14 protein-coding genes are annotated in these 14,834 nt (G+C 65.1%); 4 read left to right on the top strand and 10 right to left on the bottom strand.

What is annotated here, in order from left to right:
* Positions 1–162: 162 nt before the first annotated feature.
* Entirely contained in the window at positions 163–1,386 is a 1,224-nt protein-coding gene (locus ACZLZY_RS19070; RefSeq protein ID WP_472935624.1) for an MFS transporter, read from the bottom strand.
* Between the two features lie 108 nt (positions 1,387–1,494).
* Between ACZLZY_RS19070 and ACZLZY_RS19065 the strand changes: the two genes are divergently transcribed.
* Complete coding sequence (locus tag ACZLZY_RS19065; RefSeq protein ID WP_472935623.1) at positions 1,495–2,403, top strand: LysR family transcriptional regulator; 909 nt, start codon at positions 1,495–1,497, stop codon at positions 2,401–2,403.
* A gap of 84 nt (positions 2,404–2,487) precedes the next feature.
* Here ACZLZY_RS19065 and rbsK read toward each other — a convergent pair whose 3' ends face one another.
* From rbsK to deoC, 7 genes are all read right to left on the bottom strand, one after another.
* On the bottom strand, positions 2,488–3,411 hold the full coding sequence (gene rbsK / locus ACZLZY_RS19060; RefSeq protein WP_472935622.1) for a ribokinase: 924 nt from the start codon (positions 3,409–3,411) through the stop codon (positions 2,488–2,490).
* 18 nt (positions 3,412–3,429) lie between these two features.
* Positions 3,430–4,491 (bottom strand): DUF4432 family protein, encoded by a 1,062-nt coding sequence (locus ACZLZY_RS19055; protein WP_472935621.1) that lies wholly within the window; start codon positions 4,489–4,491, stop codon positions 3,430–3,432.
* The gene (locus tag ACZLZY_RS19050) at positions 4,488–5,477 is read right to left on the bottom strand and encodes an ABC transporter permease (RefSeq protein ID WP_472935620.1); all 990 of its coding nucleotides are present in this window, start codon (positions 5,475–5,477) and stop codon (positions 4,488–4,490) included. Before ACZLZY_RS19050 ends, ACZLZY_RS19055 begins: the two co-directional genes overlap by 4 nt.
* Positions 5,478–5,487: 10 nt before the next feature.
* Complete coding sequence (locus tag ACZLZY_RS19045; protein WP_472935619.1) at positions 5,488–6,453, bottom strand: ABC transporter permease; 966 nt, start codon at positions 6,451–6,453, stop codon at positions 5,488–5,490.
* A complete protein-coding gene (locus ACZLZY_RS19040) occupies positions 6,453–7,946 on the bottom strand; it encodes a sugar ABC transporter ATP-binding protein (RefSeq protein ID WP_472935618.1) in 1,494 nt (497 codons plus the stop codon). The genes ACZLZY_RS19045 and ACZLZY_RS19040 overlap by 1 nt, the downstream gene beginning before the upstream one ends.
* A 134-nt stretch (positions 7,947–8,080) precedes the next feature.
* Positions 8,081–9,127 carry an autoinducer 2 ABC transporter substrate-binding protein gene (locus ACZLZY_RS19035; protein ID WP_472935617.1) on the bottom strand — a complete coding sequence of 349 codons (1,047 nt, stop codon included), beginning with the start codon at positions 9,125–9,127 and terminating at the stop codon, positions 8,081–8,083.
* Between the two features lie 132 nt (positions 9,128–9,259).
* Positions 9,260–9,952 carry a deoxyribose-phosphate aldolase gene (gene deoC / locus ACZLZY_RS19030; protein ID WP_472935616.1) on the bottom strand — a complete coding sequence of 231 codons (693 nt, stop codon included), beginning with the start codon at positions 9,950–9,952 and terminating at the stop codon, positions 9,260–9,262.
* A 137-nt stretch (positions 9,953–10,089) separates the two neighbouring features.
* On the opposite strand from deoC, the gene ACZLZY_RS19025 reads away from it, so the two are divergent.
* Entirely contained in the window at positions 10,090–10,815 is a 726-nt protein-coding gene (locus ACZLZY_RS19025; protein WP_472935615.1) for a DeoR family transcriptional regulator, read from the top strand.
* A gap of 806 nt (positions 10,816–11,621) precedes the next feature.
* Here the strand turns inward: ACZLZY_RS19025 and ACZLZY_RS19020 are convergent.
* On the bottom strand, positions 11,622–12,020 hold the full coding sequence (locus ACZLZY_RS19020) for a hypothetical protein (protein ID WP_472935614.1): 399 nt from the start codon (positions 12,018–12,020) through the stop codon (positions 11,622–11,624).
* 547 nt (positions 12,021–12,567) lie between these two features.
* Here ACZLZY_RS19020 and ACZLZY_RS19015 point away from each other — a divergent pair.
* Positions 12,568–13,293 (top strand): DUF1217 domain-containing protein, encoded by a 726-nt coding sequence (locus ACZLZY_RS19015; protein WP_472935613.1) that lies wholly within the window; start codon positions 12,568–12,570, stop codon positions 13,291–13,293.
* A gap of 255 nt (positions 13,294–13,548) precedes the next feature.
* Here ACZLZY_RS19015 and ACZLZY_RS19010 read toward each other — a convergent pair whose 3' ends face one another.
* Positions 13,549–13,740 (bottom strand): hypothetical protein, encoded by a 192-nt coding sequence (locus ACZLZY_RS19010; RefSeq protein WP_472935612.1) that lies wholly within the window; start codon positions 13,738–13,740, stop codon positions 13,549–13,551.
* On the opposite strand from ACZLZY_RS19010, the gene ACZLZY_RS19005 reads away from it, so the two are divergent.
* Complete coding sequence (locus ACZLZY_RS19005; RefSeq protein WP_472935611.1) at positions 13,739–14,734, top strand: diguanylate cyclase domain-containing protein; 996 nt, start codon at positions 13,739–13,741, stop codon at positions 14,732–14,734. The two genes, ACZLZY_RS19010 and ACZLZY_RS19005, sit on opposite strands and share 2 nt — an antisense overlap.
* Positions 14,735–14,834: the final 100 nt, after the last annotated feature.

Raw genomic sequence — 14,834 nt, 5'->3', positions numbered from 1 at the left:
GTCTCGGCTGACGGCGGGAGGGCGCTTCTGCGCCGCGGTATCCCTCCGCCAACGGTTGAAGGGCTGTAAGGTCGCAACACCGCCGGCATGGACGCCGCGGGGCTTCGTTCTCTGCGGGACCCGCCGCCGGGGAGCGGCGGGCCGATCATCTGCTGCGCGAGTTTAGCGAGCGGCTTCCACGGGCCCGGCCGGACGGGAAATCCGGCCGACGACGGGAACCAGCAGCAAGGCAAGCAGCGCAATGGCCGCGGCGGCATAGCCGACGAACTGGAGGCCGGCATGCTCGATGACGAGGCCGCCGAAGATCGCACCGAGGCCGATGCCGGCATTGGCCATCGAGACGTTGAGCGTTCCCGCCAGGGCCTGGGCGTGGCTTGCCGACTGCATGACGCGCACCTGGCTGATCGGATAGAGCGCGGTATTGGCGATGCCCCAGGCGACCAGCGCCAGGCACAGCCATGGTAGCTGGCCCGCGAGCGGCACGGTCAGCGCCATTCCCGCGGCCAGCACCAGCACGGCCAGGAACGTCACCCGCAACGGCCCTTGAAGGACGTAGCGGCCGCCGAGCCAGTTGCCGAAGAGACCGACGAGGCCGAAGCCCATCAGCCACCAGCCGACCTGACCGGACGGGATCCCGGCGATCTGCTCCAGCGTGTCGGCGAGATAGGTGTAGCCGGTGAACATGGCGGTAAAGACCACGACCGAGAGCAGCGCATTGGCAAGGAAAGCCGGGTCCTTCAGGATCTGAGCCTGCTCGGCAAGGCGCATGCGGGCGGGACGGGCAAGGCTCGGCATCACCCACATCAGCGCCAGCGCCATCACGAGCGACAGCCCGGCAAGGCCCCAGAAAGTGCCGCGCCAGCCCAGCACGTCGGAGGCGAGCGTTCCCAGCGGAATGCCGAGCACCATCGCCCCGGAAATGCCGAGATAGACGTTTGCGACCGCCTTGCCGGCCTTCTCCGGCCCGGCAAGGTCGCCGGCCGTCTCGCTCGCGGTTCCCCAGAACACCGGCAGCGCCAGCGCCGGTAGGAAGCGGCCGAGGCCCAGCACCCAGACGTCGGGCGCGGCGGCAGCGAGCGCATTGGACACGGCGAACAGTAGCAGGATCGCGACGAACAGCCGCTTGCGCTCGATATGCGCCAGCAGCGCCGTGAGGATCGGGCCGCAGAGCATCACGGTGAAGGCGAACAGCGTCACCAGAAGCCCGGCGCCCGAGATCGACAGGCCGAGGTCCCGCGCCAAAGCCGGCAGCAGCCCGATGATGATGAATTCGGTGGTGACGATCACGAAGGCGGAGATCGCCAGCAAGGTGACGGCGAGGCCATGCCCCGTCTCTTTCGTCCCGGCCGGCGACGCCGCCGGCAATTCCTGCGTCAACGCTGACATAACAGCACTCCTTTTGATGGAGCACAGGGTGTAGGCGCGACAGGAATTCGCGTCGAGCGGCATTAATTCCGGTTTGTGCGGACAGAAATTCTCTAATAAGACAACAGCATGATTCCATCCGAGCGACTGAAGGGCATCGAGGCCTTCGTGGTGACGGCCGACTGCGGGAGTTTCACCGCCGCCGCCGAGCGCCTCCATCTGACCAATTCCGCCATCAGCAAGAGCGTCGCCCGGCTCGAGGCGCGGCTCGGCAGCCGCCTGTTCGAACGCACGACGCGCCGTCTGAAGCTCACCGACGCCGGCGCGGCCTTCTATTCCACCTGCGTCAGGGTCCTGGCTGAACTCGAGGATGCCGAGGCCGTGCTGGCCGCGCAGCGCACGGAGGCGGTCGGCCGCGTCAAGATCAACGTGCCGGCCGCCTTCGGCCGCATGCGGGTGATGCCCGTGCTGCTGGCCTTTGCCGAGCTAAACCCCGGGCTACGGCCCGAGGTGAACTTCACCGACCGTTTCGTCGATCTCGTCGAAGAGGGTGTCGACATCGCCATCCGGATCACCGCCTCGGACCAGTGGACGAGCGGCCTCGGACGCCGCCTCCTCGGCACGGAGAAGCTGATCTTCTGCGCGGCACCCGCCTATCTCGAACGGCACGGCACTCCCGCCACGGCCGACGCGCTCGCGGCGGTCGACTGCATCGTCTACGGCAAGGGCAATGGCAGCACGATGAGCTGGCGCTTCGGGTTTGGCCCCGACACCATCGAGGAGCGCAGCATGGAGGCGCGCATGGTGCTCGGCAGTGCGGAGGCGCAAGTGGAGGCGGTCAAGGCGGGCCTCGGCGTCGCGCAGCTCGCGACTTGGCTGATCGAGCGCGAACTGGAGCGCGGCGAGCTCGTCGAACTCCTGCCCGAGCACGCGACGGCCGGCCTGCCGCTCTACCTCGTCTGGCCGCAGAGCCGGCAGCTCAGCCCGAAGGTCGCGGCACTGATCACCGCGCTGGCGGACGGGCTGCGCATCGACTGACGGCCGCGGGTGTTGAGGGTCTTGGCCGGCCGTCAGCGCGGATCGCCTGTTGCGGATCTACCGACGGCCTGGTCCCGACAAGGGCTAGCGCTGTGCGCGCCAGGCCTCGAATTCGGCGGCGGTGGCATAGGATTTCTGCGTGCCGCGGCGGGTGATGGAGTGGGCGGCATACTGCGCGGCGAGCCCGAGCGCCTCGAAGACCGGCTCGCCGCCGGCATGAAAATGCGCGAAGGCACCGATAAAGGCGTCGCCGGCGCCCGTCGTGTCGACCGGGGTGACGCTGACGGGGGCGATCCGCCTTGTGCCGCCGGCTTCGACCAGCAGCGCGCCGCGGCCGCCCATGGTGACGATCACTGTGCCGATGCCCTTGGCGATCAGGCTGCGCGCGGCGGTTTCCGCCTCCTCTTCCGAGGTCACCGGCAGGCCGGAGAGGATGGCGAGCTCAGTCTCGTTCGGCACGAGGAAGCTGACGTCGGCAATCCCCGCAATGTCGAGATCGGCGGCGGCAGGCGCGGGGTTCAGGACCGTGCGGATGCCGTTCGCCTTGGCCCAGGCGATGGTGTGGTAGACGGTGGCGACCGGCACTTCCATCTGCATCAGGATGAGGTCGCAGCCACCCAGAACTCCGGCGGCGGCATCGACGTCGGCCGGCAGCAGCCGGTCGTTGGCGCCCTTGACGATGAGGATCGAGTTCTCGCCGCTGGCGTCGACGCAGATCGGCGCGACGCCCGACGAAACGCCTTCGGCGCGGGTGACGTGGGTGGCGTCGACGCCGTTGGCGGCGAAGTTGCGCAGCGTCGCCTCGGCGAAATCGTCCTCGCCGACTTTCGAGACCATCGCGACCGACGAGCCGAGCCTCGCCACGGCGATCGCCTGGTTGGCGCCCTTGCCGCCATGGCCCATCTCGAAGCTCGGCGCCTCCAGCGTCTCGCCCGGCAGCGGCATGCGCGTCACATAGGTGACGAGGTCCATCATGTTGGAGCCGACGACGGCGATCTTCGAGGACATGGTCGTTCCTTCAAGAAATTAGAGAGAGCGGATCTCGGCATCGGTTTCGGCGGGATCGAGATGGCCCATGCGGACGCTGAACGCCGCCGTCGCGCCGCCCGGCAGCTGCCGGACATTGCCCTTGGCCTTCTCCGCCGTATAGCCCTCGGGCTCGCAGGTCGAGGGCAGCGCGAAGGCGCAGACCGACTGGTCGGGACTGGCGAGGATCCAGCGCACCGTTTTGCCGAACTCCGCCGGGCGGTGACGGAGCCAGAAGCTGTCGCCCGCAGGCCGCCGCAGCATCGCGCGGGTAAACCCTTCGGCGTCGGTGGCGAGGCCTTCGAGATAGAAGACCTGCTCGGGAAAATATCGCTCGGTCTGGTTCATCACCCGGCTTGCCGCGGGATCGGCCGCCAGCGCGTCGATGAAGGCGAGATAGGCGGGATCCGGCGTCACATGCCGCGGGACGGCGGTGCGCACGCGGGTGTGCGCGGCGGTGAACGGCGCCTGCTGCAGGATCTCGGCGCCCTCGCTATAGGCGAAGTTCACGTGCGCCATGTACATGAGGTCCATCGGCGCGGCCGAGAGGTTCTCCACCATCATCGCCATGTCGAAAGTCCCGCCGGACCGCAGTGTTACCGAGGGCCGCGCCGCGTAGTGCGCGCCGAACCCCATGGCATATTCATATTCGCCGAAGAGGCGCAGGAACGGCCCCTCGGCATCATCGCCCGCCTCGATCCCGGCGGAGTCCATGGCCGCGCAGGGCATCTCGCCATGCGCGGGGTGCGTGTCCTGCGGGCCCGGCACGCCGTTGCGCAGGAGGCCGGAATGGAAGGCGAAGCAGCCATAGGTCTCGGCGATCGTCGCCACGCGGCGGGGTGCCTTGAAGATGCTCTTCATCGTCAGGTCGACGCCGTCGAACGCCGCCTGCCAGATCATCTGCCCGAGATAGGGCAGCACCACGAGGTGGCCGCGGCCGTTCGACAGCCGGACCGCCTCGACACCGGTCGGGTAGCGGAAGAGGCTGGCCGACAGGCCGGCGTACTCGACGGCCAAGCGTTCGACCTCGTCGAAGGCCGCGGGGCGCAGATGCACCTTCATCGGCTGTGGTTCCGGAAGGCGTTGATCGCGATGACGAGGAGCAGGAAGCCGCCCCAGATAAAGTCGATCAGGTGGTTGGAGAAGCGCATCATCTGGAAGCCGGAGGCGAGCAGCATCAGCGCGACGACGGCGATCGAGACGCCGGCGACGGTGCCGCGCCCGCCGGCAGGATTGGTGCCGCCGAGGACGGCGATCAGCACCGCTTGAAGGAGGTAGGAGGTGCCGTAGTCGGACTTTGCCGCATTGGTCCGGCCGGACAGCATGATGCCGGCGATCGACGCGAGCGCCCCGGTGGTCATGTAGGAATAGAGGATCATCCGATCCTTCTTCAGCCCGGCGAACACCGCAGCGCGCGCGTTCGTGCCGATCAGCATCAGGTTGAGGCCAAAAGGCGTGCGGGTGAGGACGACGGTGATGGTGACGGCGACCAGCAGGAACAGCACCAGGGGCGCGGCGAGCCCGAGGATCTTGCCGTTGCCGATCGCGCCCCAATAGGCGGGGAAGCCGGTGATGGCTGGGCCGCCGGTCAGGACGACGCAGAAGCCGGTGAAGATCTGCCCGGTGCCGAGCGTCGCGAGGATCGGCGTGATCTTTGCCTTGGCGATGAGAAGGCCGTTGAGGAGGCCAGCAAGAACGCCGACCGACAAAGCCAGGAGAACGCCGAGCCCGACCCGCAGCAGCTCAGGCATGCCGGTGGCATCAGCCGTGAAGCGGGCGAAGAACACGCCGGCGAGGATGCCGGAAAGATTGGCGATGCCGATCACCGACAGGTCGATGCCGCCGGTGAGCATGGCCAGCATCATGGCGATGGCGAGGATCCCCAGCTCGGGAAAAACGAAACTGATGGACTCGAAATTGTAGTAGCGCAGGAACTTCGTCGGCTCGAGAAACGACATCACGGCGAAGATCACCGCGGTGATGATCAGAAGCTGCAGGATGTTGTTGTCGCGGTTGGCGAAGCGGCGGAAGTCGAAGCTCTGTTTCATCGCCGTCTCCTCACGCCAGCTTCTTTCGGTCGCGCCAGGCCGTCAGCGCGGTCGCGAACACGATCACGCCGCCGACGACGACGCCTTGCCAGGTATTGTCGACGCGCATGATGATCAGGCTGTTCTTGATCAGCACCAGCATGAACACGCCGAGCAGCGTGCCCAGCACCGAACCGCGGCCGCCAAAGATCGAGGCGCCGCCCAGCACCACGGCAGCGATGACGTCGAGCTCGAAGCCGACGAAGTCGCGCGGGTTGGCGAGCCAGATCATCGAGGCGTGCAGCAGGCCGGCAAAGCCCGCCAGCGCCCCGGCGAGGCCGTAGACGAGGTAGACGATGCGCCTTGTGTTGAAGCCGACGCGCTTGGCGGACTCGGGATCGCCGCCATAGGCGTAGATGCCGCGCCCCGCCATGGTGCGCGTCAGGAACAGCCAGACCGCGACGGCGAGGCCGAGATAGACGAAGACCATGGCCGTCAGCGCGCTGCCGCCGACCTCGACCGTGGAGCGGCCGAAGGCGATCAGCGATTTCGGCATGCGGTCGATGTTGATGATGCTGGTGCCGACGAGGCCGAGCAGCAGCCCGCGCACTACCGAAGCGGTGCCGAGCGTGACGATCAGTGGGATCATCCTGAAAGTGTGGATGAAGAAGGCGTTCAAGAGGCCGCAGACGAGGCCGATCACCGTCGCGCCGACCAGCGGCAGGACGACGCCCTGGTAGCCGAAATGGTTCATCGCGATGACCGTGAGGTACATCGCGGCGGCGGCGAAGGCTGGAAACGACACGTCGATGCCGCCGGAGATCATCACCATTAGGACGCTGAGCGCCATGATGCCGATGATGACGTTGGCGCGCACCAGGCTGAACAGGTTGTCGAGCGACCAGAAAGCCGGGTTGATCAGGCCGATGACGATCATTCCCGCGACGAGGATCAGCGCGATGACGGTTTCGGAACGGCGGAACAGGGGGGCGAGCATCAGCGCAGGCTCTTCAGCTTGCCGTGAACGTCGGCTTCGACGACTTCGGCGGGATCGATCTCCTCGACCATGCGGCCGCGGTGCATGACGAGGATGCGGTTGCAGTTCTGCAGGAGTTCCGGAACGTCGTCCGAGATCATCAGAACGGCGAGGCCATTGGCGACGGCGAGCTCGCGGATGCGGCGGTGGATCTCCGCCTTGGAGCCGACGTCGACGCCGACCGTCGGGCCGTTGAGGATCAGCACCTTCGGCCCGGTCAGCAGCCAGCGGCCGATGACGACGCGCTGCTGGTTGCCGCCCGACAGCTGGCCGACATGCTTCTCGACGTCGGGCGTGGCGATGCGCATGGCCGCAACCGTGTCGGTCGCCATGCCGGCCACGCGCTCGCGGTCGACGAAGGCGCCGCGGGTGGTGCCGCCGATGACGCTGGCGACGATGTTGCGGGCGATCGACTGGCTCATGAACAGGCCCTCGGACAGCCGGTCTTCGGGCACGTAGGCGATGCCGGCGGCGACGGCGTCCTGGACGCTGCCGAGCGTCAGCGGCGTTCCGTCGATGCGGATGGTGCCGCGATGATCCGGCCGCATGCCGAACAGCGTCAGCGCGAGTTCCGTCCGGCCGGAGCCGAGCAAGCCGCAGAGGCCGACGATCTCGCCGGCGCCAAGCGACAGATCGACGTTCTCGACCAGGCCATCGACGCCGAGACCGTTGATGTCGAGGCGCGGCGCCTTGCCAGCATCGGTCCAGACATAGCGCTCCTGGCCGATGTCCTGGCCGGTCATCGCGCGGGTGATTTTCGCTTCGTCGAACTCGGAGGTCGGCCCTTCCGCGACCTTGGCGCCGTTGCGGAAGACGACGATGCGCTCGGAAATCTCCAGCATCTCGGTCATCTTGTGGCTGACGAAGAGGATGGCGATGCCCTTGGCCTGGATCTCGCGGACGATGGCGAACAGCCGGTCGACCTCGCGGCCGGTGAGCGCCGTCGTCGGCTCGTCCATGATGAGGAGGCGCACGTCCGACATCAGCGCCCGGGCGATGGCGACGATCTGCCGGTCGGCGGTCGACAGGCTGCCGACCTCTGCTTCGAGGTCGATGTCGACGCCAAGCCGGTCGAGCGCCTGGCGGCCGAGCCTGCGCATCTCGCCGCGGTTGGCGAGCTTGCGGTCGTCGCTCAGCAGCTTGTTCAGCGATAGGTTCTCGGCGACCGTGAGGTTCGGGAACAGCGAGAAATCCTGGTAGATCACCTGGACGCCGTGGGCGATGGCCTCGCGCGGCGTCAGCGCCGGCATGGCGGCGCCGTCGATGCGGATCTCGCCCTCGTCCGGCTGGTAGATGCCGGAGATGATCTTGATGAGGGTCGACTTGCCCGAGCCGTTCTCGCCGGCAAGGCAGCAGATCTCGGCCGGCGCGATCGCGAAGTCGATCGCATCGAGCGCCTTCATGCCGGGAAACCGCTTGGTGACGGAGCTGAGTTCGATCAGGGGATCGGCCATGAATCGCCGTTCATATCGGGCGGGCGAAAACCGCGCCCAAGGAAAGGAAATGCGCCGATGGCGGGGAGCCTCGGCGAACGCTGTGGGATGAAGACGGACGGCAGGGGTGCTGCCGTCCGTCCCTGTCGATCCGACTAGAAGTCGTAGTCGCCCATGTTGGCGCTGGTGACGCCGACCCAGCCCTGGCCGTAGAGGAGGTTCGCCGCGCCGCCTTCCGGCGTGATCAGCTTGTCGTAGCCGGTAAGGCCGAGGTTGAGGCCGGCCTTGATCTCGTCCTTCTTGCCGGTGAGGGCCATGACCGCCAGCGTGTTCATGGCGTAGCCGGCGACCGCCGGGTCCCAGAACTGGATGTACTGGATGTCGCCTTCCTGCAGGTACTGGCCGGCGACGGACGGCAGGCCGGTTCCGGCGAAGAACACCTTGTCCTTCAGACCCTTTTCGGCGATCAGGCGACCGGCGCCCGCCGAGGTCGGCATCGGTCCGCCGAGGATGCCCTTGATCTCGGGATAGGTGGTCAGCGCTTCCGACAGGCGGGTGTAGTCGGTGTTGGCGTCGTCATAGGTCTCGAGGCGCTTGGTCGCCTCGGCCATCTTCGGGAAGTGCTCCTTCTGATAGGCGACGGCGCCGTCGATCCACTCGTTCTGCGACTGCGAGGTGAGGCTGCCGACAGTGGTGACGTACTGGCCCTCGCCGCCCATGCTCTTGCCGAGCACTTCCATCAGCTTGGCGCCATAAGCCTTGTTATCGAAGGCCTCGAGCACGTAGTCGGCGTTCTTGATGTTCGACGCCTCGTGCGCGATCACCACGATGCCGCGCTCGCGGGCCTTGGCGAGCACCGGCTCGACGGCTTCGACCGAGAACGGAACGATGCAGATGGCATCGACGCCCTGGGCGATGAGGTTCTCGACGATCTGCACCTGGGCCGCGGCATCCGCCTGGCTCGGGCCGACCTGGAAGGAGTCCTGGCCGGTGTCGGAGGCGAACTGCTCGACGCCGGCGCGCATGCGGTCGAACCAGGCGATGCCGTCGACCTTGACGACGGTGGCGATGGTGAACTTCTTGCCGGCGGCATCCGTCGTGATGTCGGTGCGGACCTTGCTGGTGTCGACCACCCCGGCGGCGGCCGCGGGCAGCGCCAGCAGCGACAGGCCGATGGCCATGGTTGCGAACAGCTTCTTCATCTTCTCTCCTCCCGAGAACGGCCTGATGCCGTCAGTTGAACCTTCGCCGCCCCGCCTGACGCGGGGAGCCAGGACGCCCCTCCCGGAGACGCCCTGCAGTCTCGTCCGGATGCCGCCACCCGGGTTTAGCCGTTAGTAGCCGGACGCCGTCCCCGGCGTGCCGCCGACGATCGCGACGCTCGCACTCGCGCCGATCCGCGTGGCCCCGGCCTCCACCATGGCGCGCGCAATCTCCGCAGTGCGGATGCCGCCCGACGCCTTGACGCCCATGTCCGGGCCGACGACCTGGCGCATCAGGGCGATGTCGGCGACGGTGGCGCCGCCGGTCGAGAAGCCGGTCGAGGTCTTGACGAAATCGGCACCCGCCTCCTTCGACAGGCGGCAGCCGAGCTCTTTCTGCGCATCGTCGAGGAGACAGGTCTCGAGGATGACCTTCAGAACCTTGCCTTGGCAGGCGGCGCGGACGGCGGCGATGTCGGCAGCGACGCGCTCGGCATCGCCTTCGCGCAAGGCGCCGATGTCGACGACCATGTCGATCTCGTCCGCGCCAGCAGCGACCACGATCGCGGTCTCGGCGGCCTTCGCCTCGCCCGAGCCAGCGCCCAGCGGGAAGCCGACGACCACGCAGGTCTTGACGGCGCTGCCAGCGAGCAATCCGGCGACAAAGCCTGCATGAACGCCGTTGACGCAGACCGAGGCGAAGCCGTGGGCCAGTGCTTCCTCGCAATGGCGCCGAACCTCAGTGCGGCTGGCATCGGCTTTCAGGATGGTGTGGTCGATCAGGCTGGCAAGCTCTGTCGACGAGCGCGGGCTGGCGATGGCCATATCCTCCCAATGCAACTGGCGGTCAGGAACCGCAACTTGTGAGATTTCTCACATTTGTTGGGAGGAATGTTTCACAGGGGGCTTGACGGGTCAAGAGGATGTCGCGAGCTTCCCCCGACGTTATCCCAAGGGACGCCATGAAGAAGCCCCATCGCATTGCCGCCCTCGAAGGCGGCCTCAAGACATCGGGCGTGCTGCATCTGAAAGAGGCTGCGAGCCTCCTCGGGGTATCGGAGATGACCGTCCGGCGCGACCTCGCGACGTCTCCCGAGACTTTCACCTATCTCGGTGGCTACATCCTGCCGGCAGGCGCCGAGCGCAATCCGAGTTACCGGCTGGACGCGGAGAGCGACGCTCATGCCGAAGCAAAGGCGGCCGCCGGGCAGCGCGCGGCGTCGCTGGTCGAGCCGGACGAAACGATCTTCATCGACTGCGGTACGACAACCCCGCACATCGTGCCGCATCTGCCGCGGCAAGGAACGCTGACGGTGATCTGCTATGCGATGAACGTCGCCAACCTTCTGGCTGCCCGCACGAACGTCCGGCTGATCCTTTTAGGCGGGCTCTTCCACCCCTCATCCGGCACCTTTTCCAGCGAGGAAGCGCTGCGCTCGCTCGACCGCCTCGGCATCAACCACGCTTTCATCTCCGCCGGCGGCATTCATGCCGACCACGGGCTCAGCTGCTCGAATTTCCACGAGGTGCCGATCAAGCAGGCCGTCATGCGCCGCGCGGTGCGCCGGACGCTCGTCGTCGACGGCAGCAAGCTCGGCAAGGTCAAGCCGGCCTTCTTCGGCACCCTCGACCAGTTCGACAGCATCGCCACCGAAACCGGTATCTCCCCAGCTGCGGCGATTTTTTGATCGAATTCGGCAGGAGTGGGTCGAAGCGTTGCTGATTGAGGATCTGCGCCAAGATGGCTTGGGGTTTCAGCAGTCGGGCGCGCTGGTCTTATAGCGGCAGCCCGACTGACTGGAGCGGCCATTTGTTGCGACGGGCTGGCGAAAGAACTCTGCTATCGACTCTCTGCGGGTGCGCTCGCGCCATTGGATACGGCAAAGTCGAACCCTCGAACCTGATCCGGGTCATGCTGGATACCGCGCATAGCTAGGTTCTCGCGACACCACTCGGCAACCCAGATCGTTTGGGGTGTTATGAACGTTTTCTCCTGGAGGTAGCTTTGGCAACAGGCGATCTGTCTGACGGAAAATGGCCGATCATCGGCATGCTTCTGCTGAGAAGGGGGAAGCCTTAAGGCGCGCCGTTCGCAATATAGGCGCCGTTTTCGATGGCGTGCCGTTCGACCTGCGTGCCTGTTGATAACGACGCGGCTTGGCGAAGCCGCACGAGACGATCAAGCGAAATGGACCGCCCGGTATTGTCTAAAATTATTGAAACGCAATTCTTAATATTCGGAAGATTGACAGATAAACTAACGTTCAAAAGGATACATGAGGAGATACGTCTATTTATCACTTATAGTGGCATATGCATTCAAGTCGGAGTTGTTCCGGCCTCTTTCATTTTAGGAGATGCACATGTCACTGATTGGTTCTGTCCTTGGGCTGCTGTTTGGTACCAAAACACGGTCCACCACATCGACCTCGTCAACCACCGGCACGACGACGTCTACAACGTCTACAACGTCCCCTACCACCTCTCTGACCACTCAGACAACCACCACAACATCGCCGTCGACCTCGATGGCCACCACGACTTCGACGCCCATCAATACCACCCTCACAACCCAGACAAATCTTGGCGACTCGTTGATCGTCATCAGCAGCTCGCCGACAATAACGCCGACGACGACGACGTCCCCAACGTCGCCGACCACCTCTCTGACCACTCCGACAACCACCACAACATCGCCGTCGACCTCGATGGCCACCACGACTTCGACGCCCATCAATACCACCCTCACAACCCAGACAAATCTTGGCGACTCTCTGATCGCCATCAGCAGTTCGCCGCCGCCGACGACGACGACTATTCCAGCGGCTGAAGCGAGCACGACGATCGTCTCCGCTGCGCCGACGGACATCGCGCCGGCAACGACCGTATCCATTCAGCTGCCCGACGGCGTAGCGCCTACGAGTACACCTGCGGCAAGCACGGTTGCTGCTGCGCCGCAGGCGGCCTCGTCGACATCCGCAGCGCTGAACGCGTTCAGTCAGTCGGCGAAGCTGTCGGCGCAGCGTCCTTCCGCCAAGGCTGCGTCACCGATTCGAGCGCCGCTGGACCTTGATCGGCGCGTGGAAATGGCCAAGGCGGTTCAGAAGGTCATGCAGTCTGAAGATCTGGCGGAGCGCGTAGGCGACGCGATGAAGGCCTCAGAGGCGCCGACAGAGAGAACCGGCGACACGCATCTGAAGATGGCTGCCCCTGCAACGTCGTCCCTCCGTCAGCTTCCGCCCGGCGGGATGCCAGCCGTCCTCGCCGCCTATGCCGCCAGCCGAACGGATGCGGCGCAGGCCATCTCATCGCCGTCCGGTGCGGCAGCCGCCTTCTCGGTCACCACGCCGGCAGGGGGGAGTTTTACATCTACCCTTTGACGTCGCCGACAAACGCGCTTTCGGGCGTGGGTTTTTACCCTTCTGTGGAGTAATAACACGATGACGAGTGCCATCACCGCCTATGCTCGCATTTCCCGGAACATGCCCGCAGAGCTGGCCAAAGTTGCAGGCCAGGCGAAGGTCGCGGATGCCACCAGGACTTTCGGCAACGCCGTCGCCCAAACCACGACCCTCGACGAGTTCATGCAGAACTCGGCCCTCTACGCCTATGCTACGAAGGCCTTTGGACTCGACAGTGCCACAAGCTCAAAAGGACTGATCCGCCGCGTCCTCGCTGGGGGAACCGACGCACCGACCGATCTGGCCTTTCGGATGACGGACAGTCGCTACCTGAGCCTTGCAACCGCCTTTGCCTTCGACGAGTCGGGAGCCTTGAGCCATGAGGCCTCGGCCACCGTCGCCGAGGTCGCTGCCGGCTATTATCGCGAGGTTCTGGAGGATCAGGTGGGAAAGGTCAGCGAAGCCGCACGGATGGCTCTATATTTCGAGCGGCATGCCAAACAGATCGACGGGCCGTGGTCCATTCTGGCAGACCAGACCTTACTCGAGGTGGTTCGAACGGCCCTTGGTGGCACGACGGCGCAGTCAGCCGCCAGCTTGCAAAGCCAAGCAGCCTGGATCGAACGCAAGATGAATGTCGGGGATCTGAAAAGCAAAGCTTTCCGTGAACAATTCCTGAAGCGTTTTATAGCCCGGTACGAATTGGATCAGGCCGGCCCTATCCGTGATCCTAAGATGACGATCCTGTCCAATATGAAAGCCTGACCGTTCTCATCCAGGTCGAGATGCCGTCTCGTTGTTCCTGTGGGCATGCTTGTGAGCGTGGGTGCTGTTCCTGTTGTCCAGTTAAGCCGTCCGCATGATGATGACTGTTTTTGATCCTGTTGCCACGGGGATGGCGCACAGCGCGGGGTTGCTACCGGAGTGGGTGCGTCAGACAGCATGACCACGGCACCATGCCCTCGGAGCCGCCGTCCGCTGCGATAGTGCATTCTCGGCAGAATGGAGAAAGTGTCTGATTTAAGCCGGATTGAGGTCACGAAGAAAGTCTTCACGTCCCCGCGCCGAAGGCGTGCTGCCGTGGGGCTTCGGCCGGAAATAAAACGCGGCACGGCCACGCCGTGCTTTCCCACTGTTGGCCAGCGTGACATGTTCAACACTCTCGCTGGAGTTGAAGGCGGCAGGTCGGCGGATGACGAAATTGGCAAACATGCTTTCGCTTATCCCCCTGCAGCCTCTCGTTCGGCCAGGCGCCCAGGCCGAATTCGCGCTGGATGTCTCGGGACAATGGATTTGGGAGCTGGACTTCACCACCGACAGGGTGTGGCGGTCGCGTCATTGGAAGACGGTGCTTGGCTACTACGATCATGAGATCGTCGACAACACCGTGCCGTGGGACATCGTCGATCCGCACGACAGGTTGGTCGTCGCCGATGCGCTCCGAGCGGTGGAAGCAGAAGAGACCGAATTCTTCGAGGCCGTCTACCGGGTCACGGCGAAAGACGGCATGCCGCGGTGGATCTTCAGCCGGGGTAAAATTGTCGACCGGGCGATGGATGGCCGGCCTCTGCGTCTCCTCGCCGTCAGCATGGACATTACCAGGCAGAAGCGCACTGAGGAGGAACTGCATCGGGCCCTTAGCGAAAGCGAACGTCTTCGCATCCAACTCGTTGAAGCCAATCTGAGATTGGAGGCCTTGTCCGGTCTGGATGCTTTGACCGGACTGCCGAACCGACGAAGTTTCGACCAAGCGCTGTCGGAGGCCATTGCCCGGCAGCAGGCAGCCTGCGGGCTTGTCTCCATCTTGATGATCGATGTCGATCGCTTCAAGAGCTACAATGACAGCCTGGGACACCAGGCCGGCGACGAAGCCTTGCGCGTTGTAGCAGTCGCCCTCAGCGAAGCTGCGGACGCTGGCGGCCACGTATCGCGTTACGGGGGTGAGGAATTTGCGCTCATCCTCGAGGGGAGTGGCCAAGAGGACGCAGCGGCGGTGGCTCGGCGATGTCTGGCGATTGTTCGGCAGAAAGCCATCCCCCACCCCAAGGGCATCGACGGCCGCGTCACCGTCAGCATCGGGGTGGCCGAGGCCAGCTTCAAGGCGGGATGCAGCGTCTTATCTGGCAATGCCCTCGTCAACGCAGCTGACGTCGCTCTCTATGGCGCCAAAAGGGCGGGACGTAACCAGCTTCGGGCCGCAGGCTGACATCACCCGGAGACTCTCACAGCGATCCGTGCTGTCGAGTCCTTTGAATCCTGCCTTCCGCGTCCACATTCGGAGAAGGACGGTCAAATGAAGCCAGAGA

Source organism: Mesocryomonas lacus, assembly GCF_055730135.2.
This window is presented reverse-complemented; position numbering and strand designations above follow the sequence as displayed.

Coding starts and splice junctions, on each gene's coding strand:
- ACZLZY_RS19070 (WP_472935624.1), bottom strand. CDS start 1,386: ATGTCAGCGTTGACGCAGGAATTGCCGGCGGCGTCGCCGGCCGGGACG.
- ACZLZY_RS19065 (WP_472935623.1), top strand. CDS start 1,495: ATGATTCCATCCGAGCGACTGAAGGGCATCGAGGCCTTCGTGGTGACG.
- rbsK (WP_472935622.1), bottom strand. CDS start 3,411: ATGTCCTCGAAGATCGCCGTCGTCGGCTCCAACATGATGGACCTCGTC.
- ACZLZY_RS19055 (WP_472935621.1), bottom strand. CDS start 4,491: ATGAAGGTGCATCTGCGCCCCGCGGCCTTCGACGAGGTCGAACGCTTG.
- ACZLZY_RS19050 (WP_472935620.1), bottom strand. CDS start 5,477: ATGAAACAGAGCTTCGACTTCCGCCGCTTCGCCAACCGCGACAACAAC.
- ACZLZY_RS19045 (WP_472935619.1), bottom strand. CDS start 6,453: ATGCTCGCCCCCCTGTTCCGCCGTTCCGAAACCGTCATCGCGCTGATC.
- ACZLZY_RS19040 (WP_472935618.1), bottom strand. CDS start 7,946: ATGGCCGATCCCCTGATCGAACTCAGCTCCGTCACCAAGCGGTTTCCC.
- ACZLZY_RS19035 (WP_472935617.1), bottom strand. CDS start 9,127: ATGAAGAAGCTGTTCGCAACCATGGCCATCGGCCTGTCGCTGCTGGCG.
- deoC (WP_472935616.1), bottom strand. CDS start 9,952: ATGGCCATCGCCAGCCCGCGCTCGTCGACAGAGCTTGCCAGCCTGATC.
- ACZLZY_RS19025 (WP_472935615.1), top strand. CDS start 10,090: ATGAAGAAGCCCCATCGCATTGCCGCCCTCGAAGGCGGCCTCAAGACA.
- ACZLZY_RS19020 (WP_472935614.1), bottom strand. CDS start 12,020: ATGGATACGGTCGTTGCCGGCGCGATGTCCGTCGGCGCAGCGGAGACG.
- ACZLZY_RS19015 (WP_472935613.1), top strand. CDS start 12,568: ATGACGAGTGCCATCACCGCCTATGCTCGCATTTCCCGGAACATGCCC.
- ACZLZY_RS19005 (WP_472935611.1), top strand. CDS start 13,739: ATGCTTTCGCTTATCCCCCTGCAGCCTCTCGTTCGGCCAGGCGCCCAG.
- ACZLZY_RS19010 (WP_472935612.1), bottom strand. CDS start 13,740: ATGTTTGCCAATTTCGTCATCCGCCGACCTGCCGCCTTCAACTCCAGC.